The organism is Streptomyces sp. WAC04114 (assembly GCF_019733245.1).
GTDB lineage: Bacteria > Actinomycetota > Actinomycetes > Streptomycetales > Streptomycetaceae > Streptomyces > Streptomyces massasporeus_A.
Genome location: NZ_JAIGQA010000024.1, coordinates 38,312 through 61,618 on the forward strand (window position 1 = coordinate 38,312; position 23,307 = coordinate 61,618).

Annotated in this window: 22 protein-coding genes and 1 riboswitch; of the genes, 5 read left to right on the plus strand and 17 right to left on the minus strand. The window is 70.6% G+C overall.

From position 1 onward, the window contains the following. Window positions 1–2: 2 nt before the first annotated feature. Together K4G64_RS09910 and K4G64_RS09915 are read right to left on the minus strand one after the other, a co-directional pair. Window positions 3–1,589, minus strand: a complete 1,587-nt coding sequence (locus K4G64_RS09910; protein WP_221755650.1) for a GMC oxidoreductase — start codon at window positions 1,587–1,589, stop codon at window positions 3–5. Between the two features lie 207 nt (window positions 1,590–1,796). Further along, on the minus strand, window positions 1,797–2,939 hold the full coding sequence (locus tag K4G64_RS09915; protein WP_221755651.1) for a glycosyltransferase family 4 protein: 1,143 nt from the start codon (window positions 2,937–2,939) through the stop codon (window positions 1,797–1,799). Window positions 2,940–3,059: 120 nt separating this feature from the next. Here K4G64_RS09915 and K4G64_RS09920 point away from each other — a divergent pair, with 120 nt between their 5' ends. After that, entirely contained in the window at window positions 3,060–4,298 is a 1,239-nt protein-coding gene (locus tag K4G64_RS09920; RefSeq protein ID WP_221755652.1) for a glycosyltransferase family 87 protein, read from the plus strand. On the opposite strand, the gene K4G64_RS09925 is transcribed toward K4G64_RS09920, so the two are convergent. Beyond that, window positions 4,256–5,581, minus strand: coding sequence for an MATE family efflux transporter (locus tag K4G64_RS09925; RefSeq protein WP_221755653.1), 1,326 nt, complete (start codon window positions 5,579–5,581; stop codon window positions 4,256–4,258). The two genes, K4G64_RS09920 and K4G64_RS09925, sit on opposite strands and share 43 nt — an antisense overlap. 101 nt (window positions 5,582–5,682) lie before the next feature. Here K4G64_RS09925 and K4G64_RS09930 point away from each other — a divergent pair, with 101 nt between their 5' ends. Then, the gene (locus K4G64_RS09930) at window positions 5,683–6,213 is read left to right on the plus strand and encodes a PadR family transcriptional regulator (protein WP_221755654.1); all 531 of its coding nucleotides are present in this window, start codon (window positions 5,683–5,685) and stop codon (window positions 6,211–6,213) included. A 66-nt stretch (window positions 6,214–6,279) separates the two neighbouring features. Here the strand turns inward: K4G64_RS09930 and K4G64_RS09935 are convergent, their stop codons facing one another. The 5 genes from K4G64_RS09935 to K4G64_RS09955 all read right to left on the minus strand — a co-directional run bounded on the left by K4G64_RS09935 (window position 6,280) and on the right by K4G64_RS09955 (window position 11,634). Continuing rightward, window positions 6,280–7,464, minus strand: coding sequence for a hypothetical protein (locus K4G64_RS09935; RefSeq protein WP_221755655.1), 1,185 nt, complete (start codon window positions 7,462–7,464; stop codon window positions 6,280–6,282). 33 nt (window positions 7,465–7,497) lie between these two features. After that, complete coding sequence (locus tag K4G64_RS09940) at window positions 7,498–8,511, minus strand: NlpC/P60 family protein (protein ID WP_221755656.1); 1,014 nt, start codon at window positions 8,509–8,511, stop codon at window positions 7,498–7,500. Window positions 8,512–8,722: 211 nt separating this feature from the next. After that, window positions 8,723–9,763 (minus strand): C40 family peptidase, encoded by a 1,041-nt coding sequence (locus K4G64_RS09945; RefSeq protein ID WP_221755657.1) that lies wholly within the window; start codon window positions 9,761–9,763, stop codon window positions 8,723–8,725. A gap of 245 nt (window positions 9,764–10,008) precedes the next feature. Next, window positions 10,009–11,358 carry an NYN domain-containing protein gene (locus K4G64_RS09950; protein WP_221755658.1) on the minus strand — a complete coding sequence of 450 codons (1,350 nt, stop codon included), beginning with the start codon at window positions 11,356–11,358 and terminating at the stop codon, window positions 10,009–10,011. 36 nt (window positions 11,359–11,394) lie between these two features. Further along, window positions 11,395–11,634: a hypothetical protein gene (locus tag K4G64_RS09955; protein WP_003989675.1), complete on the minus strand. Its 240-nt coding sequence runs from the start codon at window positions 11,632–11,634 to the stop codon at window positions 11,395–11,397. Window positions 11,635–11,793: 159 nt separating this feature from the next. Between K4G64_RS09955 and K4G64_RS09960 the strand changes: the two genes are divergently transcribed. Both K4G64_RS09960 and K4G64_RS09965 read left to right on the plus strand, forming a co-directional pair. Further along, on the plus strand, window positions 11,794–12,546 hold the full coding sequence (locus tag K4G64_RS09960; protein WP_221755659.1) for a rhomboid family intramembrane serine protease: 753 nt from the start codon (window positions 11,794–11,796) through the stop codon (window positions 12,544–12,546). Then, complete coding sequence (locus K4G64_RS09965; protein WP_030848030.1) at window positions 12,543–12,824, plus strand: Lrp/AsnC family transcriptional regulator; 282 nt, start codon at window positions 12,543–12,545, stop codon at window positions 12,822–12,824. Before K4G64_RS09960 ends, K4G64_RS09965 begins: the two co-directional genes overlap by 4 nt. A 25-nt stretch (window positions 12,825–12,849) precedes the next feature. On the opposite strand, the gene K4G64_RS09970 is transcribed toward K4G64_RS09965, so the two are convergent. The 6 genes from K4G64_RS09970 to K4G64_RS09995 all read right to left on the minus strand — a co-directional run bounded on the left by K4G64_RS09970 (window position 12,850) and on the right by K4G64_RS09995 (window position 19,992). Further along, complete coding sequence (locus K4G64_RS09970; RefSeq protein WP_221755660.1) at window positions 12,850–14,217, minus strand: aminotransferase class V-fold PLP-dependent enzyme; 1,368 nt, start codon at window positions 14,215–14,217, stop codon at window positions 12,850–12,852. Window positions 14,218–14,397: 180 nt separating this feature from the next. Next, a riboswitch (SAM riboswitch) is annotated at window positions 14,398–14,514 on the minus strand. A 74-nt stretch (window positions 14,515–14,588) separates the two neighbouring features. Then, a complete protein-coding gene (gene trpD / locus K4G64_RS09975; RefSeq protein ID WP_221755661.1) occupies window positions 14,589–15,653 on the minus strand; it encodes an anthranilate phosphoribosyltransferase in 1,065 nt (354 codons plus the stop codon). 135 nt (window positions 15,654–15,788) lie between these two features. Then, window positions 15,789–17,411 carry a cytochrome bc complex cytochrome b subunit gene (locus K4G64_RS09980; protein WP_221755662.1) on the minus strand — a complete coding sequence of 541 codons (1,623 nt, stop codon included), beginning with the start codon at window positions 17,409–17,411 and terminating at the stop codon, window positions 15,789–15,791. Then, complete coding sequence (locus K4G64_RS09985; protein WP_221755663.1) at window positions 17,408–18,481, minus strand: ubiquinol-cytochrome c reductase iron-sulfur subunit; 1,074 nt, start codon at window positions 18,479–18,481, stop codon at window positions 17,408–17,410. Before K4G64_RS09985 ends, K4G64_RS09980 begins: the two co-directional genes overlap by 4 nt. Further along, the gene (locus K4G64_RS09990; protein ID WP_221755664.1) at window positions 18,478–19,290 is read right to left on the minus strand and encodes a cytochrome c; all 813 of its coding nucleotides are present in this window, start codon (window positions 19,288–19,290) and stop codon (window positions 18,478–18,480) included. Before K4G64_RS09990 ends, K4G64_RS09985 begins: the two co-directional genes overlap by 4 nt. An 81-nt stretch (window positions 19,291–19,371) precedes the next feature. Further along, the gene (locus tag K4G64_RS09995) at window positions 19,372–19,992 is read right to left on the minus strand and encodes a heme-copper oxidase subunit III (RefSeq protein ID WP_221755665.1); all 621 of its coding nucleotides are present in this window, start codon (window positions 19,990–19,992) and stop codon (window positions 19,372–19,374) included. Window positions 19,993–20,137: 145 nt separating this feature from the next. On the opposite strand from K4G64_RS09995, the gene K4G64_RS10000 reads away from it, so the two are divergent. Beyond that, window positions 20,138–20,539, plus strand: a complete 402-nt coding sequence (locus tag K4G64_RS10000; RefSeq protein ID WP_189589645.1) for a response regulator transcription factor — start codon at window positions 20,138–20,140, stop codon at window positions 20,537–20,539. 95 nt (window positions 20,540–20,634) lie between these two features. Here the strand turns inward: K4G64_RS10000 and K4G64_RS10005 are convergent, their stop codons facing one another. From K4G64_RS10005 to K4G64_RS10015, 3 genes are all read right to left on the minus strand, one after another. Next, window positions 20,635–21,888 (minus strand): Ig-like domain-containing protein, encoded by a 1,254-nt coding sequence (locus K4G64_RS10005; protein ID WP_221755666.1) that lies wholly within the window; start codon window positions 21,886–21,888, stop codon window positions 20,635–20,637. 131 nt (window positions 21,889–22,019) lie between these two features. After that, window positions 22,020–22,418 (minus strand): cytochrome c oxidase subunit 4, encoded by a 399-nt coding sequence (locus tag K4G64_RS10010; protein WP_221755667.1) that lies wholly within the window; start codon window positions 22,416–22,418, stop codon window positions 22,020–22,022. Further along, window positions 22,415–23,307 (minus strand): cbb3-type cytochrome c oxidase subunit I (locus K4G64_RS10015; RefSeq protein ID WP_221755668.1); only part of this gene is annotated, 893 nt, incomplete at its 5' end. The genes K4G64_RS10015 and K4G64_RS10010, both read right to left, overlap by 4 nt.

Sequence of the window (23,307 nt, forward strand, 5' to 3'; positions counted from 1 at the left end):
CCCTATGGCGCGGTGTCCTCGGCGAGGACCCGCGCCATCGTGCGTTCGGCGAGCGCGGTGATGGTCACGAAGGGGTTCACCCCGAGCGACCCGGGCACGAGCGAGCCGTCGGTGACGTACAGCCGGGGGTATCCCTTGACCCGCCCGTAGTCGTCCGTCGCCCTGCCCAGCACGCAGCCGCCCAGCGGGTGGTAGGTGAAGTCGTCGGCGAAGACCTTGCTCTTCGAACCGAACAGGTCGTAGCGGTAGATCGTCGCGTTGGCCGCGTTGATCCGGTCGAAGAGCTTCTTGGCCATGGCGACGGAGACCGCGGAGTGCGCGGCCGTCCAGCCCAGCCGCAGCCGGCCGGAGGCCGTGTCGTAGGAGAAGGACGCCCGTTCCGGGTTCCTGGTGATCGCCAGGTACAGGCTCACCCAGTGCTCCAGTCCCGTCGGCAGCGGGGCGATCTCGGCGAACACCGGGTTGGCGGTGTTGGCCCAGTCGTCGATGCCCATGACCGGCATGGTCGACTGGTTCGCCCCGACCGTGTCCCACAGGTGGTTGGCCCGGCCCAGCATCACGTTGCCGTTGGTGCCCCAGCCGGCGCCGACACTGGCGTCGAGGCCGGGCAGGGTGCCCGTCTCCCGGGCGCGCAGCAGCAGTTCGGTGGTGCCGAGGCTGCCGCCGCCGAGGAAGAGGTACCTGCAGCCGTACTCCTTGGCCTGGACGACCCGGCCGGTCTCGTCGACGCGGTCGGCCGTCAGGACGTAGCTCCCGTCCGGCGCGCGGCTGACGGCGCGCACCTTCTCCAGGGTGTGGATGGTGACGTTGCCGGTGCCGAGCGCGGCGGCGAGGTAGGTCTTGTCGAGGCTGCGTTTGCCGTGGTTGTTGCCGTAGATGACCTCGCCGCCGAGTGCCGACCTCGGGGCGGTGCCGGCCGCCTCGCGCTGCATGTGGCCGAAGTCGTAGACGCTCGGCACGAAGGTGGTCCGCAGACCCGTCCTCTCGGCGTGCTTGCGGGAGACGCGGGTGAAGCGGTACCACTCCGTCGACTCGAACCAGGCGGGGTCGACGGTGTTCACACCGAGGGCGGCGCGGGCGCGCGGGAAGAATGTGCCGTACATCTCGTCGGCGTCGACGGTGGGGAACTGCTCGGTGAAGTACGACCGGGGCGGGGTGACCGCCATGCTCCCGTTGACCAGCGAACCGCCGCCGACGCCCCGGCCGACGTACACGGACATCTGGTCGAAGTGCACGCGGTCCAGGACCCCGGGGTAGGGGTCGATGTCCCGGTTGACCACGTCCAGCCACAGGAAGCTGGACAGGGGTGCCTCGGTGCGGGTGCGGAACCACATGGACCGCCGGTCGGGGGCGCTGGTGGTGCAGAAGACCTTGCCGTCGGGGCCGGTGGTGTTCCAGAGGCGGCCCATCTCCAGGACGATCGTGCGGATGCCGGCCTGGCCGAGACGGAGGGCGGCGACCGCTCCGCCGTAGCCGGAGCCGACGACGATGGCCGGGGCGGTGTCGACTGCGTCGGGCTGGGAGGCTCGGGCGCTGTCGAGGCCGATGCGGGTGAAGCCGAGGGTGGCTGCGGTCTGGAGGGCTGCCATGCCGAGGATTTGACGTCTTGTCAGCTGACGCTGCATCAGTTTTACTGTCATGCGCGCAGCATCGGCGGAATTTGCGGTTCCGCCTAGTGGGGTGCGCCTAGATCCTTGACGGCGGGTGCAGGTGGTCCGTGGTTGTTCGCGGTTGTTCGCGCCCACGCGGCGGAGCCGCACATCGATACAGCCCCGCGCCCCTGAGGGGCGACTGCACTACAGCAGGTCCTTGAGGCGCTCCGCGAGCAGGTCCCAGCGCCACTTCTCCTCGACCCATTCCCGGCCCCGCTCCCCCATCCTGCGGCGCAGCTCGGCGTCGCCGAGGAGGGCGGTGATGCGGTCGGCTGACTCCTCCGGGGAGCCACCGCGCACCACCCAGCCCGTTTCGCCGTCCAGGACCGCGTCCGGGGCGCCGCCCGAGTCGCCGGCCACGACCGGCAGGCCCGTCGCGGAGGCCTCCAGGTAGACGATCCCGAGGCCCTCGACGTCGAGGCCGCCGCGGCGGGTGCGGCAGGGCATCGCGAAGACGTCGCCCGCGCCGTAGTGGGCGGGCAGCTCCGACCAGGGCACGGCGCCGGTGAAGCGGACGGCGGAGGCGACACCCGTCTCGTGCGCGAGCCGCCGCAGGTCCTTCTCGTAGGGGCCGCCGCCGACGATCAGCAGGACGGTGTCCGGCTCGGCGGCGAGGATGCGGGGCAGGGCCCGGATCAGGGTGTCCTGTCCCTTGCGTCGCACCAGCCGGGAGACGCAGACCACCACGGGCCGGTCCGTCAGGCCCAGCCGGGCCCGCACCTCGTCGCCGCCCGAGCCGGGATGGAAGGTCTTCTCGTCGACGCCGGGCGGCAGCTGCGCCATCCGGTCGGCGGCCCCGGGCGTCAGGGCGGGGGCGATGCGCGAGCGGGTGTACTCGCCGAGGTAGGTGATCGTGTCCGTGGCGTCGCCGATCCGGCGCAGCAGCTGCCGGGCGGCGGGCAGCTGGGCCCAGCCGGCCTCGTGGCCGTGCGTGGTGGCGACCAACCGCTCGGCGCCCGCACCGCGCAGCGCCGGGGCCATCAGGCCGAGCGGGGCAGCCGCCCCGAACCACACCGAGGCGCAGCCGTGCTCCCGCAGCAGACCGACGGCCCGCCGGGTGGCGCCCGGCGTCGGCAGCAGCATGGTCGTGCGGTCCCGTACGACCGTGAAGGGCTGCTCGGCGTCGAAGGCGCGGGTGGCCTCGACGCCCTCCCGGGTCCGCTTCCAGGTCGAGGCGTAGACGACCAGCTGCTGCGGGTCCAGCCGCAGCGCCATGTTGTGCAGGAAGGCCTGGATGCCGCCGGGCCGGGGCGGGAAGTCGTTCGTCACGATCAGGGTCTTGCGCACGCCGCCGACCCTACCGAACCGCCCTCCTCGCCCTGTGCGGCAGCGCGTATGGCACGCTCACAGCTGACGGGCCCATCATGGCCCCCTCGACACGGCAGGCGAACGGGCAGGGATCACGACGTGAAGACGACGGGCACGGGGCGGCCCCTGGTATGGCTGCCGGTCCTCTGGTGTCTCACGAGGCTGGTGCTGCTGCTGTTCGTCCTGAAGGTGTACGTCTTCCCGGGCCCGGACGTGACGAGCGACGTACAGGTGATCTACCAGGGCTGGTTCGACGTCCTGAGCACCGGAACGTTCCCGCTGAACGACGTCACCTGGCAGTACCCGCCCGCCGCCGCGCTGGCGATCCTCTCCCCCGGCCTGCTGCCCTTCCTGGACTACGCGACCGCGTTCTACGTCCTGGTCTGCGTCACCGACCTGGCCGTGCTTGCCCTGATGACGTACGCGGGCCGCCGCCCGGGCCGGTCGCTGCGCGGCGCCTGGGTGTGGGTGATCGGCGTCCCGCTGCTCGGGCCGACGGTGTACGCCCGCTACGACGTGATGGTCACGGCCGTGGCGATGGCGGCGCTGCTCGCGGGCGCCCGGCACCCCAAGGCGATGGGGGCCCTGGCCGCCTTCGGTGCGCTGCTGAAGGTGTGGCCCGCGATGCTGCTGCTCGCCGCGCGCCGGCGCAGCGCCTGGGTGTCGGCCCTGGTGACCGGCCTCGTGGTGACGGGGGTGTTCGCGCTGGCCATGCCGGGCGCGTTCGCGTTCCTGACCTTCCAGCGCGACCGGGGTACCGAGGTGGAGTCGCTGGGCGCGCTGGTCTTCCACGTCGCCCGGCACTTCGGCTGGCAGGGCGAGGTGAAGCTGAACTACGGATCGATCGAGTTCCTCGGGCCGTACGTGAGCGAGGTGAGCACCGGCGCGCTGTTCCTGACCGGGGCGGCCTTCGGCTGGCTGGTGCTGTGGCGGCTGCTGGCCCGGCGGTTCGAGGAGCACACACTCGCCGACGCGGCCTTCGTCGCCGTGCTGATGTTCACCACCACCAGCAGGGTGATCAGCCCGCAGTACATGGTGTGGCTGGTCGGGCTGGCGGCGGTGTGCCTGTATTTCCCGGGCAGCCGGATGCGGCTGCCGGTCGCCCTGGTGCTGGTGGCGTGCTTCGTGACGGTGCTGGAGTTCCCGTACTACTTCGCCAACGTGGTGGCCAGTGACGGCCTCGGCCTCACCCTGCTGTTCCTGCGCAACGGCCTGCTGGTGGTCGCCACCCTCCTCGCGGCCCGCGCCCTGTGGAAGGCGACGGTGCCGCGCACGGTCCCCGCCCGCCTGCCGTCTCAGTCTGCCGCCCGCGCCGGGGAGACCCCCGTCTCCTCCTGAGCCGGGTCCCGCCGGAACAGCACCCCCGCCAGGGCGCACTGCACCGCCGTCGCGAGCGCCAGCGCGAGGCACACCCCCGGCAGCCCGAGCCCCGTCAGGCCGTACGCGAGGCCCAGCTGCACCGCGGTCCCGAGCACGGTCACCCGCAGCAGCACCGCGGCGCCCCCACTGCCCTCGAAGACCCCGCCGAGCGCGATGAGACAGGCCATCAGCACCAGGTAGGGCCCGACACAACGCAGGAACAGCACCCCCTGGTGCGCGACCCCGGGCCCGGCTCCGAAGGCGGCCATGAGCCACGGGGCGCCGACGGCCAGCAGTACGGCCGCGCCGAGGCCGAGGGCGCCGGAGAGGAGCACGGTCTGCCTCCCGATCGCCCGCCGTCCGTCCTCTCCCGCGCCCCGCGTGTGCGCGGTGTGGATGGCGGCGGCCTGACGGACTGCGTAGAAGGCCATGGTCGCCACGTACATGACCTTGTAGGCGATCGCGTACCCGGCCACCGCCGTCACCCCGAGCCGCGCCACGATCGCGACCAGGACCAGGGCTCCCGTCTGCCGCACGGTGAAGTCGGCGGACATGGGCAGACCGGTCGACAGGGTCCGGCGCAGGGAGGCGGCCGGGGACTCGCCCGGCGCGGCCCCGCGGGCCTCGCGCAGCAGGGCGTTGCGCCGGATTGCGAGGAGCCCCGCCCCGAGCGCCACGCACCGGGACAGCACGGTGGCGGCCGCGGCGCCCTGGACGCCGTGGAGGTGGATGAGGAGCGGGTCCAGGGCCAGGATCAGGCCGCCTGCCAGCAAGGCGAGCCGCATGGGGGTCCGGGTGTCGCCGGTGCCCTTGAGGATGCCGTCGACGAGCTGCTGGGCGAAGAAGACGGCCATGCCCGGCATGGACAGGGTGAAGTAGGAGACGGCGAGCGGGAGGGCGGCGCCGTCCGCCCCGCCGAGCACCAGCCGGGCCAGCGGTTCGCCGGCGATCAGGCCGCCCGCCACCACCAGGGGGGTCACCAGCGCCCACAGCGCCCATCCGCCCCGTACGGCGGCGCGCACCGCCCCGGGGTCGCGGGCACCCCTGGCGTGCGCCACCAGCACGGTCGTACCGGAACCGAAGACCAGGGCGATGCCGAGCAGCACGTTCTCGGTGTTGGTCGCCACGGCCACGGCAGCCACGGCCGGACCGCCCAGCCGCGCGACCCAGACGGTGTTGATGATCCCCGCGGCGACGGAGGTGAGCAGCGAGAGGTAGACGGGGCCTGCGAGCAGCAGGAGGTGCTTGCGATGGGCGTTCACGATGACGGTCCCCCCAGTTGTGATCATCGAAACGAGCTATATCGATTCGAGGTATCTCGTTAAGAGGTAGCATGCGGTGTCGACCACCCGCAAGGAGGACCATGCTGGAGCTGTCGATCCTGGGCTTCCTGGCCGAGGAGCCCCTGCACGGCTATGAGTTGAAGGAGCGCATCAAGGCGCTGACCGGCCATGTCCGGCCGGTGAGCGACGGCGCGCTCTACCCGGCGATCACGCGCCTGGTCGGGGCGGGCCTGCTCGACCAGCGCACCGAGCCGGGCGCGAGCGCCGCCCCGCGCCGGATCCTCGCCCTCACCGGAAAGGGACGCGAGGAACTGCTGGAGCGGCTGCGCCACCCCAAGCAGACCGAGATCACCGACCAGGTCCGCTTCAACACGGTCCTCGCCTTCCTGCGCCATCTGCCGGACCGGCACGAACAGGCCGCGGTGCTGCGCCGGCGGCTGGAGTTCCTTCAGACCCCGACGAGCTTCTTCTACACGTCCGGCAAGCCGGTCCGCGCCGAGGAGGCCGAGGACCTGTTCCGCCAGGGCATGCTCCGGGTGGCCCGGGCGACGGGCGAGGCGGAGCGGGCGTGGCTGCGGGAGGCCGTCGAGGTGCTCGACCGGCCGGAGTGAGGCGGGGACCGGCCGGAGTGAGGCGGAGACCGGCCGGAGCAAGGCCGTCGGCGACTCGGGCCCGGGTCAGCCCAGTTGCTCCCGCAGGTACGCCCGCCACTCCCGCGTGAAGGTGTCCGGCGTCGTCCCCAGCACCTCCCGCATCGCCTCCTCCACCGCCCCGGCCCGCTCCCGGTGCTCCCCGACGGCCCGGTAGAACGCGCCGAGCCGGGCTTCACCCCAGCGGTCGGAGATCATCCGGCAGGCCGTCCAGCCGCTCTCGTAGGAGCGGGCCAGGCGGTTCGCGTCGCCGGTGAAGCCGAAGTCCTCGTCGTCCGGGAGGGCGGTCGGGACCCGGTCCTCCGCGACCGCCCGGGACAGTTCGGGCGCGGCCTCGACGGGGGTGCGGCCGACGGCGCGGTAACCGACCCAGTCGGCGTACCCCTCGGAGAGCCACAGGGGCGTGGCGGCCGTGGTGCGGGCGCGGGTGGCGACATGGGTGGTCTCGTGGGTGACGACGACCTGTTCGCCGAGGCCCCCGAGGAGCGCGAACGCGTCCGGGTTGACGATGATCCGGTCCGCCGGCGACCGGGTCCGGGGCCCTGTCTCTCCGGTGGTGACCGCCGCGATCCCGCGGTAGGAGGAGGCGGGCGAGCCGAGCAGACCGGCCATCCCCTCCAGGGACTTCGGCACGAGCAGGACCACCCGCCGGTTCCAGTCCGTGCCCCACGCGTCCGACACGGCCGGCACCGCACGGTCGGCCAGGTCCGCGAAGTCCCGCAGCGACTGTCCGGACTGACCGACGCCGAGCACGAGACTGCGCCGGCCCCGCACAAGGTGTACCGCCCCCTGGTCCCACAGCTGCTGCGCGGACTTCTTCGCGGGCCGGTCGGTGACGACGGACCACCGCCCGTCCGCGTCCCGGCTCATCCGCAGGGTACGCCCGGTGGTCACCGGCGCCTCGTCGTACCCGGCGACGCGGTAGGACAGTTCGGCGTCGGCGGTGGCGGTGTCGCCGGTGCGGCGCACCGCGGTCACCCGGTACGACCAGGCGGCCACGGGCACCTCGCGCAGGTTGGCGAAAACCGTTCCCGCGCCCGTCCGTTCGTAGGCCCGCGCGTCGCGGTCGACGACCGCTTCGGCCCGCCGGTCCAGGAGCCGCTGCACGTCGGCCGTGGCACTGTCGGCCGCGGACCGCCCGCCGCACCCGGCCAGGGCGACGAGCAGCACGACGAGCGCCACCAGCGCGGACCCCGACCTTCGACCAGCCACGTTCCCGATCGTACGGGCGCCGGGCCCCGCCGGTCAGACCCTGGTGACCGACGAGACGGGCATCATCCCGACCGGGTCGTAGCGCACGGGCGCACCGGGGTAGGGCGCGTGGATGACCTGGCCGTTGCCCATGTACATCCCGACGTGACTGGCGTCGCCCCGGTAGACGACCAGGTCACCGGGGCGCGCCTCGGACAGCGGAACCTGCCGGCCCGCGTAGCGCTGGGCCTGCGAGGTGCGTGGCAGGGAGACCCCGGCCTGCGCGTACGACCACTGCATCAGGCCCGAACAGTCGAAGCCGGAGGGCCCGTTGGCGCCCCAGACGTAGGGCTTGCCGAGTGCGCTGCGGGCGGCTGCGACGGCGGCCGAGCCGCGTGCCGAGGCGGCGGTGGCGCCGCCGAGGTCGGGCATGCCGGGGCGGCCGGCTCGGGAGGCGCGGCCGTAGGCGTCGCGTTCGGCCTCCGGCAGGGAGTTGAGCAGCCGCCGGGCCGTGGCGAGCTTGTGCTCCACCGTCTTCTTGTGGGCCGCCACGGCCTTGCGGCTGGTCTCCAGTTCGCGGAGCTTCCCGGCGGCCTCCTCGCGGTCCTGGGCGAGTTCGCGCAGGGCGCCCTGGAGTGCCTTCAGCTCACCGGCCTGGTGGGCGGTGAGACGGTCGAGCCGGGAGGCGTGGTCGAGGTAGTCGTCCGGGTCGTCGGACAGCAGCAGGGCGAGGGACGGGTCGATGCCACCCGAGCGGTACTGGGCGCCGGCGAGCGAAGCGAGGGACTCCCGCAGGGAGTTGACGCGCTCCTGCTGGCGGGCGATGCGGTCCCGGGCGATGCCGGCCTCGGCACGCAGCTCGTCGGCGCGCTCGTCGGCCTGGTTGTACGCCTCGGTGGCCTTCTCGGCCTGCTCGTAGAGGCGGTCCACCGTGGCCCGGGTGTCGTCGTGCGGTGCGGCGGCGACCGGTACCGCGCCCAGGGCGGCGGCCGTGACGGACAGGATGCTGACCGCGGCACCGGCGCCCCGGTCGAACCCGGACGGTGCAAGGCGGCGATGGGACCCCACGGGAAGCCGCTCTCCTTCCGCTGGCGGACATGGAACGCGGCAGACAGTAGCCCCGCGACCGGGGGCCGCCAACGACCATCCGTGGGTATCCAGCAGTGCGCCCCGCCGCTGACGCAGGTCAGCGGCGGGGCGTGGCCTCACTCGGGGCTGCCGTGATTCGCCCGAACGGCGGACACAGTGTCCTGATCTCGAGGGCTCCTGGAGCCGGTCGTCAGACGCGGACGCCGAACATGAACGGGCCGCCGATGGTGTCCATCGACTCGTAGCGGACGACCGTGCCGGTACGCGGGGCGTGGATGATCTGCCCGTTGCCGGCGTAGAGGCCCACGTGGTGCAGGTCGTTGAAGAAGAAGACCAGGTCACCGACCTTGAGCTGGCTGACCGAGTAGATCTTGGTGCCGGCCCCGGTCTGGGCCTCGGAGGTGCGCGGGATCTGGACACCGGCCGCGGCGTACGCCCGGGAGGTGAGGCCGGAGCAGTCGTAGGAGCTCATGCCCGTGGCGCCGTAGACGTAGGGCTTGCCGAGCTGGCTCTGGGCGAAGGCGAAGGCGGCGGCGGCGCGGCCCGAGCCGGGCGGGGCGTCGGCGGTGAGGGCGTCGCGCTCGGCGGCCCGGCTGGCGCGGTTCTCCTCCTCCTTGAGCTGCGCCTTCTCCGCGGCGGTGAGGGTGTTGAGCAGCTTCTGCGCGGAGGCGAGCTTGCCCTGGACTTCCTTCTTCTTCTTGCCGAGTTCGGTGCGGGTGGAGGCAAGGTCCTTGAGCTTCTCGGAGGCCTCGGCGCGCTGCTGGGCGAGTTCGCGCTGCTTGTCCTGGACCTTCTTCAGCGCCTCGACCTGCTGGCTGCTCAACTGGTCGAGCGTGGAGGCCTTGTCGAGGTAGTCCTCGGGGTCGGCGGAGAGGAACAGCTGGACGGAGGGGTCGATGGAGCCGGTGCGGTACTGCGACGCGGCGGCGAGGCCCAGGCTGTCGCGGAGCTCGTTGAGCTCCTCCTGGCCGCGGGCCACGTTGTCCTGGATGGTGGAGATCTCCTTCTGGAGCTTCTCCTGCTTCTCCTTGGCCCCGTTGTACTTCTCGGTGGCGTGCTCCGCCTCTTCGTAGAGCTTGTCGACCTTGGTCTTGACCTCGTCCTTGCTCGGCTTCTCGCTGGGGGCCGCGTTGGCGGCCTGCGAGCTGAAGGCGACGGCAGCGGCGGCGGCGGTGGTCAGCACGGTCACACGTGCGCGGCTCGGCTGCTTGGGACGACGGTGGGACGCCACGGGTGAAAAGCTCCTTCTGGCCCCTCCGCCGTCTCTCCCGATGAGTGATCACCCGAGCGGAGGTTCGGCCCGACCCTAGTGACCTTCCTGTGATCAGTTCAAATCCTCAGATGAAAAATTGCGTCACGGTAGGCCATCTTTTCATCTGGACTCACAGGCGGTGAGACCCACTTGACGCACCGTGGCTCACAGGTCACACCAATTCGGGCATCACACCCGGAGGTTACGCATGGTGCGTAAGGCCCCTAGGCCCGTGAAAGCCGCCGGAGCAGCATCGCGGAGGCGACCGGGCGGGCGCCGGCCCGGGCCACGCCGTCGGCGACCTCGCGGTCGGTGGACGCCACGATGACCGGGCGGCCCGGCGGTTCGGCGCGCACCAGCTGGCGGATGAGCTCGTCGGCGGTGACGCCCGGCTTCGAGAACAGCACCCGCACACCGCGCGGCGGGGCCAGCAGCACCGGCGCGGCCAGCTCCGCGCCGTCGAAGACACAGGTCACCTCGGCGCCGCTCTGCGCGGCCAGCTGGGAGAGCTGCCCGAGCAGCCGCAGGCGCTGCTTCTCCAGCGGCATCTGCGGATAGCCGGTCTTGGTGACGTTGTAGCCGTCGACGACCAGATGGGCCTGCGGCAGCGCCAGCAGCTGGTCGAGGACCTGCGGGTCGTCCTCCGACAGGGCGCGGGCGGCGATGTCCTTCGGGGTCATCCGGCCCGGCTCGACGGCGTCGACGGTCTCGGCGGGCCGCACCGACACCGGCGGCAGGGCCAGTTCGCGGCGGAGCCCCTGGGTGGCGTCCAGCAGGGTGTCCAGCAGCAGCCGGACCCGCATGTCCTCGACGCTGCGGCCCTCGCGGGCGGCCCGGCGCGCGGCCTCCAGCGCGGCCTCGCTCTCGCCCAGCCGGGACTTGAGGCGCCGGGTCTCGCTCTCGGCGGCGGACACCTGTGCGTGCCCCTCGGCGCGAATGGCCTCGATCTCGCTCTGCACCTTGCGCAGGGCGGCCTCGCCGCGCTTGACGTCGCTGAGGGCGGCACGCAGCTTGCGGTGCAGCGACTCGGCTTCCTTCTTGGCCGATTCCAGCTCCGTGCGCAGCCGCTCGGTCTCGGCCCGGGTGTGGTCACGGGCCCGGTCGAGCTCGGCGCGCAGCCGCTCCAGCTCGGCCCGGCTCTCCTCGTCGGCGCGCTCGGCGTCGGCCCGCTGGGCCTCCTCGCCGGCGGCGGTCACGAGCTTCACCCAGCCGAGGGGCCGCAGTACGTAGGCCGCGGCCGCCACATCGAGCGGGTCCGCGGCCGGGGGCGGGGAGCCTGAGTCGAGGGCGCCGGTCAGCTCCGGCTGGGCTTCTCTGAGCTTCTCCCCGATGCGCTGCCGGAACAGCGGATCGGTCTCCAGCGCGGCCGCCATCGCGTTCCCGGCGAACTTCGCCCGCCGGTTCGGGGCGAACCGGGCGTACTGCCTCAGCTGCGCGGGCAGCTCGCCGACCGTCAGCGAGCCGAAGCCGTCGGAGACGATCTGCACCACTCTGCGGCGCACGCCGTCGGGCAGCGGACGGTCGAGCACCTCGGCGGCGCCGTCGCCCGGCCCCCCGCCCGTGGTCTCCACCATCCGTCACACCCCAATGCTGTGCGGGGCCTGCTCCCGTCAGGAGCCGGCGCCCGGCCTGTCCACGAGTTCCACCTGGTCCACCGCGTTACACCAGCGGCAGCGCACCGACTCGATGGTCTCACTGAGGACCTCGCGCTCCTCGACCTTCGGCTCTCCGGCCAGGTCGAGGTGGACGTACTCGACGACCTTCGAGGAGCGGGTCACGTCGAACCTCGTGAGGTTGCCGCAGAGGGTGCAGCGCCAACGCGTCTCGGCGGTCGGCAGGGGAACCGTCATCGTGACCTGTTCTCTTTCCTTCTAGTGTCCGTGATGCGACCGGCATCCCCGGTGCGTGTGGTCCGTAACCCTAAGGCCTGGCGGGTACCCGCCGCCCGCGTGTCCACGGCGGCGAGGCGGTCTGGGCGGTTGCGTCCGGTTACGTCATGCTCTGTATTCATGATCCGCAAGTGGAGTGCCTCGATCGTCCGGGCCGGCAGATCGGTCAGGGGGTCGTCGGCGCCGGTGACGTACACCCTGATCGCCCTGTGCTGCCTGGCCTTCCTGGCCGGACCCGCCTCGGGCCTGAACCCGGCGTACGGCACGGGCGACGAGCTGCTCGCCGTGCAGCGGGCCTACTTCCGGCGCTGGGGCGTGATCCCCGCAGAACTGTTCGAAGGGTCCGGGAGACCGGCCCTCACCCCCGCGACCGCGCTCTTCGTCCACGGCAGCTGGGTCCACCTGCTCGGCAACATGCTCTTCCTCTACGTCTTCGGGGCGATGACCGAGGAGCGGATGGGCCGAGTGCAGTTCACCCTGTTCTACGTCGGCTGCGGCTACCTGGCCCTGCTGGGCTACGCCGTCGCCAACGCGGACTCCGAGCAGTCCCTGGTCGGCGCCTCGGGGGCGATCTCGGCGGTCCTCGGCGCGTTCCTGTACCTGTTCCCCCGTGCCCGGGTGACCAGCCTCCTGCCGTTCCTCTTCTTCCTGCCGGTGCGCTTCCCGGCATGGGTCGTGCTGCCGTTCTGGGCGGCGCTGCAGTGGCTGGCGGCCGGGCGGGCCCCGGACGGGCCGGGGGTGGCCTACCTCGCCCACCTGATCGGATTCGGTCTGGGCTTCGGCTATGCGTCGGTCCGCTACGGCCGCCCCACCAGCCCTACTAGAGTGAAGGCCGCCCCTGCTCCGGCCCCCGAGGGAGAGAACCAGCCGTGATCACCGCGATCGTCCTGATCAAGACCAGCGTGGACCGGATCCCCGAGATCGCCGAGTCGATCGCGGCGCTGGACAGCGTCAGCGAGGTCTTCTCCGTCACCGGCACCTATGACCTGATCGCGATGGTCCGGGTGAAGGAGCACGAGGACCTGGCGGAGGTCATCCCGGGCCGGATCAGCAAGATCCCCGGTGTGGAGGGCACGGACACGCACGTGGCGTTCCGTACGTACTCGCAGCACGACCTGGAGGCGGCGTTCTCGATCGGGCTGGACAACTAGCCCCCCTCCCCCGGCGTGGACCGCCTCAGGCGGAGGTGTCCGGCACGCAGCGGCCGTCCTCCGTGCGGTAGGTCCACTTCGCGCCGTTCGCCACGAGCTCCTTCACCGCCCGCACGAAGCGCTCCACGTGCTCGTCCGGCGTGCCGGCGCCGAAGCTGACCCGGATGGCGTTGAGCGACTTCTCCCCGGGCGCGGCTTCCGGCGCCCCGCACTCCCCCTGCGCCTGTGGGTCGCTGCCGAGCAGGGTGCGCAGCAGCGGATGGGCGCAGAACAGCCCGTCCCGTACGCCGATGCCGTACTCGGCGGACAGGGCGGCGGCGAAGTGGGAGCTGTTCCAGCCCTCGACGACGAAGGAGAGCACCCCGACGCGCGGCGCGTCGTCCCCGAAGAGGGACAGGAACCGCACCTCGGGGACGTCGGCGAGTCCGTCGCGCACCGCGCGGACCAGGTACTGCTCACGGGCGACGAGGGTGTCGAAACCGGCCTCGGTCAGCGCCTTGCAGGCCGACGCGAGGGCGTAGGCGCCGATGACGTTGGGCGACCCGGCCTCGTGGCGGGCGGCGCTGTCGTGCCACTCCACGTCCACGCCCCCGTCCTCCCGCCGGCCGACCTTGCGGCTGGCGCCGCCGCCCGCGAGGTACGGCTCGGCCGCGCGCAGCCAGTCGACCCGCCCGGCCAGGACGCCCGAGCCGAAGGGCGCGTACAGCTTGTGCCCGGAGAAGGCGACCCAGTCGACGTCGAGGTCGGCGACGGACACCTCGTGGTGCGGGGCCAGCTGCGCGGCGTCCAGCACGACGCGCGCACCGTGGGCGTGCGCGGCCGCCGTGAGCTCCCGTACGGGCCACAGCTCACCGGTGACGTTCGAGGCGCCGGTGACGCACACCAGGGCCGGTCCGTGAGGGTCACGGTCGGTGAGGGCGCGCTCCAGGGTCTCGACGGCCTCGCGGGGGCTGCGCGGGGCGTCGAGGTAGGTGACCTGGGCACCGCGCCACGGCAGCAGCGAGGCGTGGTGCTCGGTCTCGAAGACGAAGACCCGGCAGTCGGCGGGGAGCGCGGCGGCGAGGAGGTTGAGGGAGTCGGTGGTGGACCGGGTGAACACGACCTGGTCGCCCTCGCGGCAGTCGAGGAACTCCGCGACGGTCCGGCGGGCGTTCTCGAACAGGTCGGTGGAGAGCTGGGAGAGGTACCCGGCGCCGCGGTGGACGCTGCCGTAGTACGGCGCGTAGGCGGCGACGTCGTCCCAGACCCGCTGGAGCGCCGGGGCGCTGGCGGCGTAGTCGAGGGCGGCGTAGGTGACCTCGCCACCGGTCACGAGCGGCACGGTGACATCCCGGCCCAGAACGGGCAGGGGGGCACAAACGGACTTGTCGGCGGCAAGGGTGGAGACGGACATGACGGAACTCCCGTGAAGGCAGGTGGAATCCGCCCGCAAGCCGGTACGGCTACCAGCGGGGGGTGAAGGAAAGAGGGATGCGGAGGCGGGGCTCTGCGGCCCTATCGCATTCGCTGATTCACGGGAGAACTCCTCGACGACCAGGACCCCTGGCCCCACACTTTTCAAAAGCGTGCGAGGGGTCCGCGCTTGCCGCAGACCTCGCTGCCTGCGGCCTGGTCTTCACCCGGGGCACCCCGCCACGGACGGAGGGTTGCCGGACAGTCGGCCGGGGCCTCATGACTGTCACTCATGACCTGCTCAGGAACGTACGCGAAAAGATCGGCGGCCCGCAACCCGGGTCCGGATCGCGGGACGCCGTCCGTGGTTCCCTACTTGTTGCTGGCTGCCACCCAGCGCTCCAGGGTGCGCTTCGCCGCGCCCGAGTCGATCGACTCGGCCGCCTTCGTCATCCCGGCGCGGATCTGCTCGGCCAGCGGCGCTTCCGTCGGCTCCAGGGCCACCAGGGCCGCCGCCGAGTTCAGCACCACCGCGTCCCGCACCGGCCCCGTCTCCCCGTCCAGGAGCCGCCGTGCGACCTCGGCGTTGTAGGAGGCGTCCGCGCCGCGCAGCGCCTCCACGGGGACCAGTTCGAGGCCCACCTCTCGCGGGTCGAAGGCCTCCTCGGTCACTTCGCCGCCCCGGACGATCCAGACCCGGGAGGTGGCCGTGGTGGTCAGCTCGTCCAGGCCGTCGTCGCCCCGGAAGACCAGGGAGGAGTTGCCGCGCTCGGCGAAGACGCCCGCGACGATCGGCGCCATGCGGGGATCCGCCACGCCGACGGCCTGGGCGCGGACCCGGGCCGGGTTGGTGAGCGGGCCGAGGGCGTTGAACACCGTGCGGATGCCCAACTGGCCGCGGGCGGCGCCGGCGTGCCGCAGCGCCGGGTGGAACTTCACCGCGAAGCAGAAGGTGATCCCGGCCTCCTCGGCGACCTCCGAGACGCGGTGCACGGGCAGCTCCAGGTTGACGCCGAGCTTCTCCAGCACGTCGGAGGCCCCGGACGCCGAGGAGGCGGCGCGGTTGCCGTGCTTGACGACCTTCGCGCCGGTGCCGGCCACGACGATCGAGGACATCGTGGAGATGTTGACCGTCTTGGCGCCGTCGCCGCCGGTGCCGACGATGTCGACCGTCGCCCCGGGCACCTCGATCACGTTGGCGTGCGCGTACATCGTGCGGACCAGGCCGTTGATCTCCTCGACGGTCTCGCCCTTGGCGCGCAGGGCCACGACGAACCCGGCGATCTGCGCCTCGGTCGCCTCGCCCCGCATGATCCGGTCCATCGCCCAGGCGGTGTCGTCCGCGCTCAGGTGCCTGCCGTCCAGCAGGCCGTTCAACAGCAGGGGCCAGGAGCGGCCCGCCGCGGTGTCGCCTCCAGCGGGGGTCACAGCGCTCATAAGCCGCTCCAGGGTCAGGCGTCCCGCACTGCGGGACGAGAGTCTCAACGGGTCCACCCTATCCAGCCCCGGGCACGGGGAAGGGCCCCGTCCGGCGATCGGACGAGGCCCCTCTGTGGTGTGGCGAAGCAGTGATCAGTGGTGGCCGTGGCCGCTCGTGATCTCCCGGTACTCCTCGGCGGTGGGCTTCGGGATCTGGGCACCCTCGCCGTAGTAGGCGTCGCTGAGCTTGGCGCGCAGCTTCTCGGAACCCTTCACCTTGCGCTCGACACCGTTCTCGTCGACCGTCGGGCCGATCTCGGCCGGCTTGTACTGCTCGTGAGCCGTGAGCGTGTACATCTGCTCCTGGCTGAGCGGCTCGTGCACCTCGATGAACTCACCGTGCGGCAGGCGCTTGATGATGCCCGACTCGCGGCCGTGCAGCACCTTCTCCTTGTCCCGGCGCTGCAGGCCGAGGCAGATGCGCTTGGTGACGACGAAGGCGAGGACCGGTCCGAGGAAGAACCCGATCCGGACGAACCAGGTGACCGAGTTGATCGACAGATGGAAGTGCGTGGCGACGATGTCGTTGCCACCGCCGATCAGCATGATGATGTAGCCGGTCACCCACGCGACACCGACACCGGTACGGGTCGGGTTGTTGCGCGGACGGTCCAGGATGTGGTGCTCGCGCTTGTCCCCGGTGACCCACGACTCGATGAACGGGTACATGGCGATGATGCCGAGGAACACGCCGAACAGCACCAGCGGGATGAACACGCCCAGGACGAGCGTGTGACCCCAGAAGTTGACCTCCCAGCCGGGCATCGCGCGGATGAGACCCTCGGCGAAGCCCATGTACCAGTCGGGCTGGGCACCGGTCGAGACCTGGTCGGGCCGGTAGGGACCCAGGACCCAGATCGGGTTGATCGTCGCGATGCCGGCGAGGGCCGCGATGACACCGAAGACCAGGAAGAAGAAGCCTCCGGCCTTGGCCATGTAGACCGGCAGCAGCGGCATGCCGACGACGTTCTTGTTGGTCCGGCCGGGACCCGCGAACTGGGTGTGCTTGTGGTAGAAGACCAGGATCAGGTGGCCGACCACGAGCCCGAGCATGATGCCCGGCAGCAGCAGGATGTGGATCGAGTAGAACCGGGCGACGAAGTCGGTACCCGGGAACTCCCCGCCGAACAGGAACATCGAGATGTACGTGCCCACGATCGGCACGGACAGGATCGCGCCCTGCGTGAAGCGGACACCCGTACCGGAGAGCAGGTCGTCCGGGAGCGAGTAGCCGGTGAAGCCGGTGAACATGCCCAGGACGAACAGCAGGAAGCCGAACATCCAGTTGATCTCACGCGGCTTGCGGAACGCGCCGGTGAAGAAGACGCGCATCATGTGCACGAACATGCCGGCGAGGAAGATGATCGCCGCCCAGTGGTGGATCTGCCGGATGAGCAGACCGCCGCGGACGTCGAAGCTGATGTCCAGCGTGGAGGCGAACGCCTCCGACATCAGCTGCCCCTGGAGCGGGACGTAACTGCCGTGGTACTCCACCTCGTTCATCGACGGGTGGAAGAACAGCGTCAGGTACACACCCGTGAGGATGATGATGATGAAGCTGTAGAGGCAGATCTCACCGAGCATGAAGGACCAGTGGTCCGGGAAGATCTTGCGCATGTTGGCCTTGGCCAGGGAGTAGATCCCCAGGCGGCCGTCGGCCCAGTCGGCGACCCGCTCTCCGGCGGGTGCCTTGCGGCGGTCGTCCTTGTTACTCATCCGCGCTCCCAGAAGGCAGGACCGACGGGCTCTTCGAAGTCGCCGAGCGCCTCGAGGTAGCCCTCGTCGTTCACGCCGATGCGCAGCTGCGGCAGGGCGTGACCGGCGGGACCGAAGATCACTCGGGCACCGTCGGACAGGTCGAAGGTGGACTGGTGGCAGGGGCAGAGCACGTGGTGCGTCTGCTGCTCGTACAGGGAGATCGGGCAACCGACGTGGGTGCAGATCTTCGAGTACGCGACGATGCCCTGGTGCGACCACTCGAGCTCGCGCTTGTCCTTGATGTTCTCCGGCTGGATCCGGACGATCATCAGGGCGGCCTTGGCGATCTCGTTCTGGAAGTCGTGGTCGTGCTCCTCCAGGCCCTCGGGCTTGGCGAAGGTCAGCGAACCGACCGCGACATCGGACGGACGCAGCGGCTCGTTCGTGTTCATGTTGACGAGCAGCTTGCCCTTGGACCACAGCGTGTGGCGGAGCTTGGTGCCCGGCAGCGGGCCGAGGTCGCGCAGCAGCACGACGCCGGAGAGCGGCACCAGCGTGAGCGCGCCGAGCATCGTGTTGCGGATCAGCTTGCGGCGGCCGAGCGCCGACTCCTGGGCCCCCTGCTTGAAGTCCGCGAAGACCTTCTCGCGGACCTCGGGCGACGCCTCGATCGGGTGCCGCTCGTCGGCGACCTCCACGTCGGACATCAGGGTGCGCGCCCAGTGGACGGCGCCCGCGCCGATGCAGAACAGCGCGATGCCGAGCGTCATGCCCAGTGCGAAGTTCAGCGCGCTGATGTGACCGAGCGGGAAGATGAAGACCGACTTGTCGACCGGGATCGCCACGAAGGAGGCGATGAAGCCGACCGTCGCCAGCATCGACAGGGTGAACAGGAAGGCGACCGAGCGCTCGGACCGCTTGGCGGCCCGCTCGTCGACGTCCTGGACCCGGTGCTCGTGGGGAGGCAGGCCCGGGTCGGCGAACGGGTTCTTGTCGCCCGCGACGCTCACCGCGCCGTGCCCGTGCTCGTCATGGCCTGCGGACTGCGCGGCAGGCAGGTTCTCTTCTGGAATGTCTTGGCTACTCATGACTTCTTGGCCTTTGCGGTCCGGGCGGCGACCCACACGGCGACGGCGATCAGACCGCCGAGACCGAAGATCCAGCCGAACAGGCCCTCGCTGACCGGCCCGAGGCCGCCCAGTTCGAGGCCGCCGGGGCTCTCGGTCTTGCTGCCGTTGACCGCGTCGAGGTACGCGATGATGTCCTTCTTGTTCTTCTCCGACAGCGTGGTGTCGGGGAAGGACGGCATGTTCTGCGGGCCGGTCTGCATGGCCTCGTAGATGTGCTTCGGGGAGACGCCCTCGAGTTCCGGCGCGTACTTGCCGTGCGTCAGCGCGCCGCCCTTGCCGGTGAAGTTGTGGCACTGCGCGCAGTTGGTGCGGAACAGCTCACCGCCCTCGGCGATGTCGGCACCCTCGGGGCCGTACTGCTCCTCCGTCGGGACGGACGGACCGGCGCCCAGCGACGCGATGAACGCCGCGAGCTGGTCGATCTCGGCCTGCGAGTAGATGTTCTTCTTCGCCGGGACCTGGGGGCCCTGGGAGGTGGCGGCCGGCATCCGGCCGGTGCCCACCTGGAAGTCGACGGCCGCGGCGCCCACACCCACCAGGCTCGGGCCGTCGGTGGTGCCCTGACCGCCGGTGCCGTGGCAACTGGCGCAGCCGACCGAGTAGAGCTTCTTGCCCTCCTCGATGGTGAGGGACTGGGCGGTTTCGTCGGCCTGCGCCTGGTCCGCGGGTGCGAACACGGCGTACAGCCCCCCGGTGCATGCCAGCGCGAGGAGTAGGACGACGAGCGCCGCCAACGGGTGGCGTCGTCGTGCGGAGAGCTTTTTCACGGATTACCCCGGTGTCAGGATCTTCTGCGTCGATGCTTCTGGGATGCGCGCTTCGTCGAGCACGCGCGGATGCGGGCCCTGCTACTTGATCATGTAGATCGTGGCGAAGAGACCGATCCAGACGACATCGACGAAGTGCCAGTAGTAGGACACGACGATCGCGGCCGTCGCCTGCTCGTGGGTGAACCTCCGGGCCGCGTAGGTCCGTCCCAGGACCAGCAGGAAGGCGATGAGACCGCCCGTCACGTGCAGGCCGTGGAAGCCGGTGGTCAGGTAGAACACCGAGCCGTACGGGTCGGAGGACAGGGACAGGCCCGCGTCCTTGACCAGCTCCGTGTACTCGAAGACCTGACCGCCGATGAAGATCGCACCCATCACGAACGTGACGATGAACCACATCCGGAGCTTCTTCACGTCACCGCGCTCGGCGGCGAAGACGCCGAGCTGGCAGGTGAGCGAGGAGAGCACCAGGATGGTGGTGTTCGTCGCCGAGAACGGGAAGTTGAGATGGGAGGCCATCTCCTTCCAGTGATCGGGACCCGTCACCGATCGCAGGGTGAAGTACATCGCGAAGAGGGCCGCGAAGAACATCAGCTCGGAACTCAGCCAGATGATCGTTCCGACACTGGTGAGGTTCGGCCGATTGACCGACGGGTGCGCGTGCCCGGTTTCTACTGTCGTTGCTGTCGCCACGACCGACATTATGTCGGTCGCTTATCCCGCCCTCACTCCGGGGGGTGCCGTTCGGAGTGTCTTCACCGGTCGTACCGGTGTTGACGTGGTGTTCAAGGGAGTAGCATCCGGCCCAACGGGCCTGTCCTTACGACGCTGACGTCACGGAGGAACAATGCAGCCGACCGCCACGGTGCTGGTCTACAGCGACGACTCCAACACCCGCGAGCAGGTGCGGCTCGCCACGGGACGGAGGCCGGCTCCGGACGTTCCCGTGGTGGAGTTCCTGGAGTGTGCGACTCCGGACGCGGTGCTGCGGGAACTGGACCGGGGCGGGATCGACGTCTGTGTGCTGGACGGCGAGGCCGTGCCGATGGGGGGCATGGGCGTCTGCCGGCAGATCAAGGACGAGGTGTTCGACTGCCCGCCGGTGCTGCTGCTGATCGGGCGGCCCCAGGACGCGTGGCTGGCGACCTGGAGCCGGGCGGAGGCGGCGGTGACCCTGCCGGTGGAGCCGGTGGAGTTCGCTGCCGCGCTGGCTTCTCTGTTGCGGGACAAGGCGGCTTTGAACGCCTAGGGGGCCGGTTCGCCTTGTTTTCGGCGGCTGCGGGCGCGTGGGGGTTGTTCGCGCAGTTCCCCGCGCCCCTTGAGGGGACGTGCCCCTGAGGGCGTTCAGACGCTCTGCGGGCGCAGACGGGCCTGCTCGGCCGCGTCCGGACCGTCCGGGGTACCACCGACGAGCGCGCTGCCGGTGCGCCACTTCGCCCAGTCGAGGTTCCAGTCGCCGTAGCCGTTGCCGAAGGGGGCCATCATGTCGCCGCCGGAGTTCACGACCTTGACGATGTCGCCCTCGCGGACGGTGTCGTAGAACCAGGCCGCGTTCTCGGTGCTCATGCCGGTGCAGCCGTGGCTGACGTTGGCGAAGCCCTGGGAGCCGACGGACCAGGGGGCGGCGTGGACGTACTCGCCGCTGTTGGTGACGCGGACGGAGTGGTGGACGATCAGGTCGTAGAAGTCCGAGGAGCCGATGCTGGCGCTCGTCATGCGGACGGTGCCCTCCTTGGCGAGGACGACCTTGACGCCGTTGCGGGTGTCGTAGCCGGGCTTGCCCGTGGTGACGGGTATCTGCCGGATGACCTCGTCGTTCTTGTAGACGGTCATCTGGTGGGCGGCGGCGTCCGTGACGGCTATGAGCTTGTCCGCGGTGGTGAAGGTCAGCGGCTTGGCCTTGCCGCCCCACATCCGGTCGCCGATCTTGATGCCCTCCAGGTTGCTGCGGACCTGGACGGTCGCCTGTGCGGGCCAGTAGTCCTTCGGGCGGTAGTGGAGCTTCTTGTCGTCCACCCAGTGCCAGGCGCCGTCCGTGGCGGGCGTGGAGGAGACCTTGAGGGCGCGCTCCACGACGGCCCGCTGGGCCGGGTCCTTGACGGGCTGGCTCAGTTCGGCCGTGACGGGCTGACCCACGCCGTAGGTGCCCGCCTTGGGGCCGAAGGCGACGTCCAGGCGCTTCTGGGTGGTGGGCTTGCCGGTGTCGAAGGTGACGACCTTGCGGCCGGGCGCCCCGTCCTCGTCCTCGGTGCTCACACGGACCGTGTAGCTGGCGTTGGCGGCGAGCGGGGTGGTGCTGTGCCAGCGGCTGCCGTCGGCGGCGAGTTCGCCCGCCACGTAGCGTCCTGAGGCGTCGTGGGCCGTGACGTCCGTGATGCGCCCGTCGGAGTCCTCGACGACTTCCAGGGGCTTGTCCGGGTCGGCCTTCTTGTGGCCGCCGTCGGGGGCGTTGAAGGAGATCTGGTCCGCCGCGTCGTAGGGGCGGGCGGCGAGCGGGTTGCCGTCCGAGCCGCAGGCGGTGACGCCCACGCAGAGGGCTGTCACCAGCAGCGTGCAGCTGACGGCGGTGCGGGGGCGGGATATCGCTGTGTGGCTCATGAGCTCACGCTAGGAAGCCGCGTCAACAGCGGCACGCCGAGCGACTCGTACGGGTGACATGGGTTGGGGCAAAAGGCGGAGGCCCGGACGCTCCTCTCGGAGTGTCCGGGCCCCTGAACGCTCGGCGCGTGTTACTGGGTGCGGTTCTCACCGCGGTAGTACTCGAAGACCCAGCCCCAGATGCCGATCAGGATGATCGGCAGCGAGAAGTACATCAGCCACCAGCCGATGGCGACGGACAGGAAGGCGAGGGCGCCTCCGATGCCCAGGGACAGCGGCTGCCAGCTGTGCGGGCTGAAGAACCCGACCTCGCCGGCGTCGTCCGCGACGTCCGCGTCCTTGTCGTCCTGCGCACCGGCGTCCACCCGCTTGGCCGTGAAGCCCAGATAGAAGCCGATCATGATGCACAGGCCGAAGGCCAGGAAGAGGGCCGTGGTACCGGCCGGCTCCTTCGACCACACGCCATAGACCACAGCCATGGCGAGGACGAAGACGCTCAGCCACATGAACATCTTGCCCTGGATCTTCACTTGCCGGCCTCCTTGCCACCAGCGATGGCCTTCTCGCCGTGACCGACGTTCTCGAGCTGGTCGAGAGCCGCGATCTCGGGGTGGTGCAGATCGAACGCCGGGGATTCACTGCGGATCCGCGGCATGGTGATGAAGTTGTGCCGCGGCGGCGGGCAGGAGGTCGCCCACTCCAGGGAGCGGCCGTAGCCCCACGGGTCGTCGACGCCGACCGGCTTGCCGTACTTGGCCGTCTTCCACACGTTGTAGAAGAACGGCAGGATCGACATGCCGAGCAGGAACGAGCTGATCGTCGAGATCGTGTTCAGCGCGGTGAAGCCGTCGGCCGCCAGGTAGTCGGCGTAACGACGCGGCATGCCCTCGGCACCCAGCCAGTGCTGGACCAGGAACGTGCCGTGGAAGCCGATGAACAGCGTCCAGAAGGTGATCTTGCCGAGGCGCTCGTCCAGCATCTTGCCGGTCCACTTCGGCCACCAGAAGTGGAAGCCGGAGAACATCGCGAACACCACGGTGCCGAAGACGACGTAGTGGAAGTGCGCCACCACGAAGTACGAGTCGGAGACGTGGAAGTCCATCGGCGGCGAGGCCAGGATGACACCGGTCAGACCACCGAAGGTGAAGGTGATCAGGAAGCCGGTCGCCCAGAGCATCGGGGTCTCGAAGGACAACGAGCCCTTCCACATCGTTCCGATCCAGTTGAAGAACTTCACACCGGTCGGTACGGCGATGAGGAACGTCATGAAGGAGAAGAACGGCAGCAGCACACCGCCGGTGACGTACATGTGGTGCGCCCACACCGTCACGGACAGACCCGCGATCGCGATGGTCGCGCCGATCAGACCCGTGTAACCGAACATCGGCTTACGGGAGAAGACCGGGATGACCTCGGAGA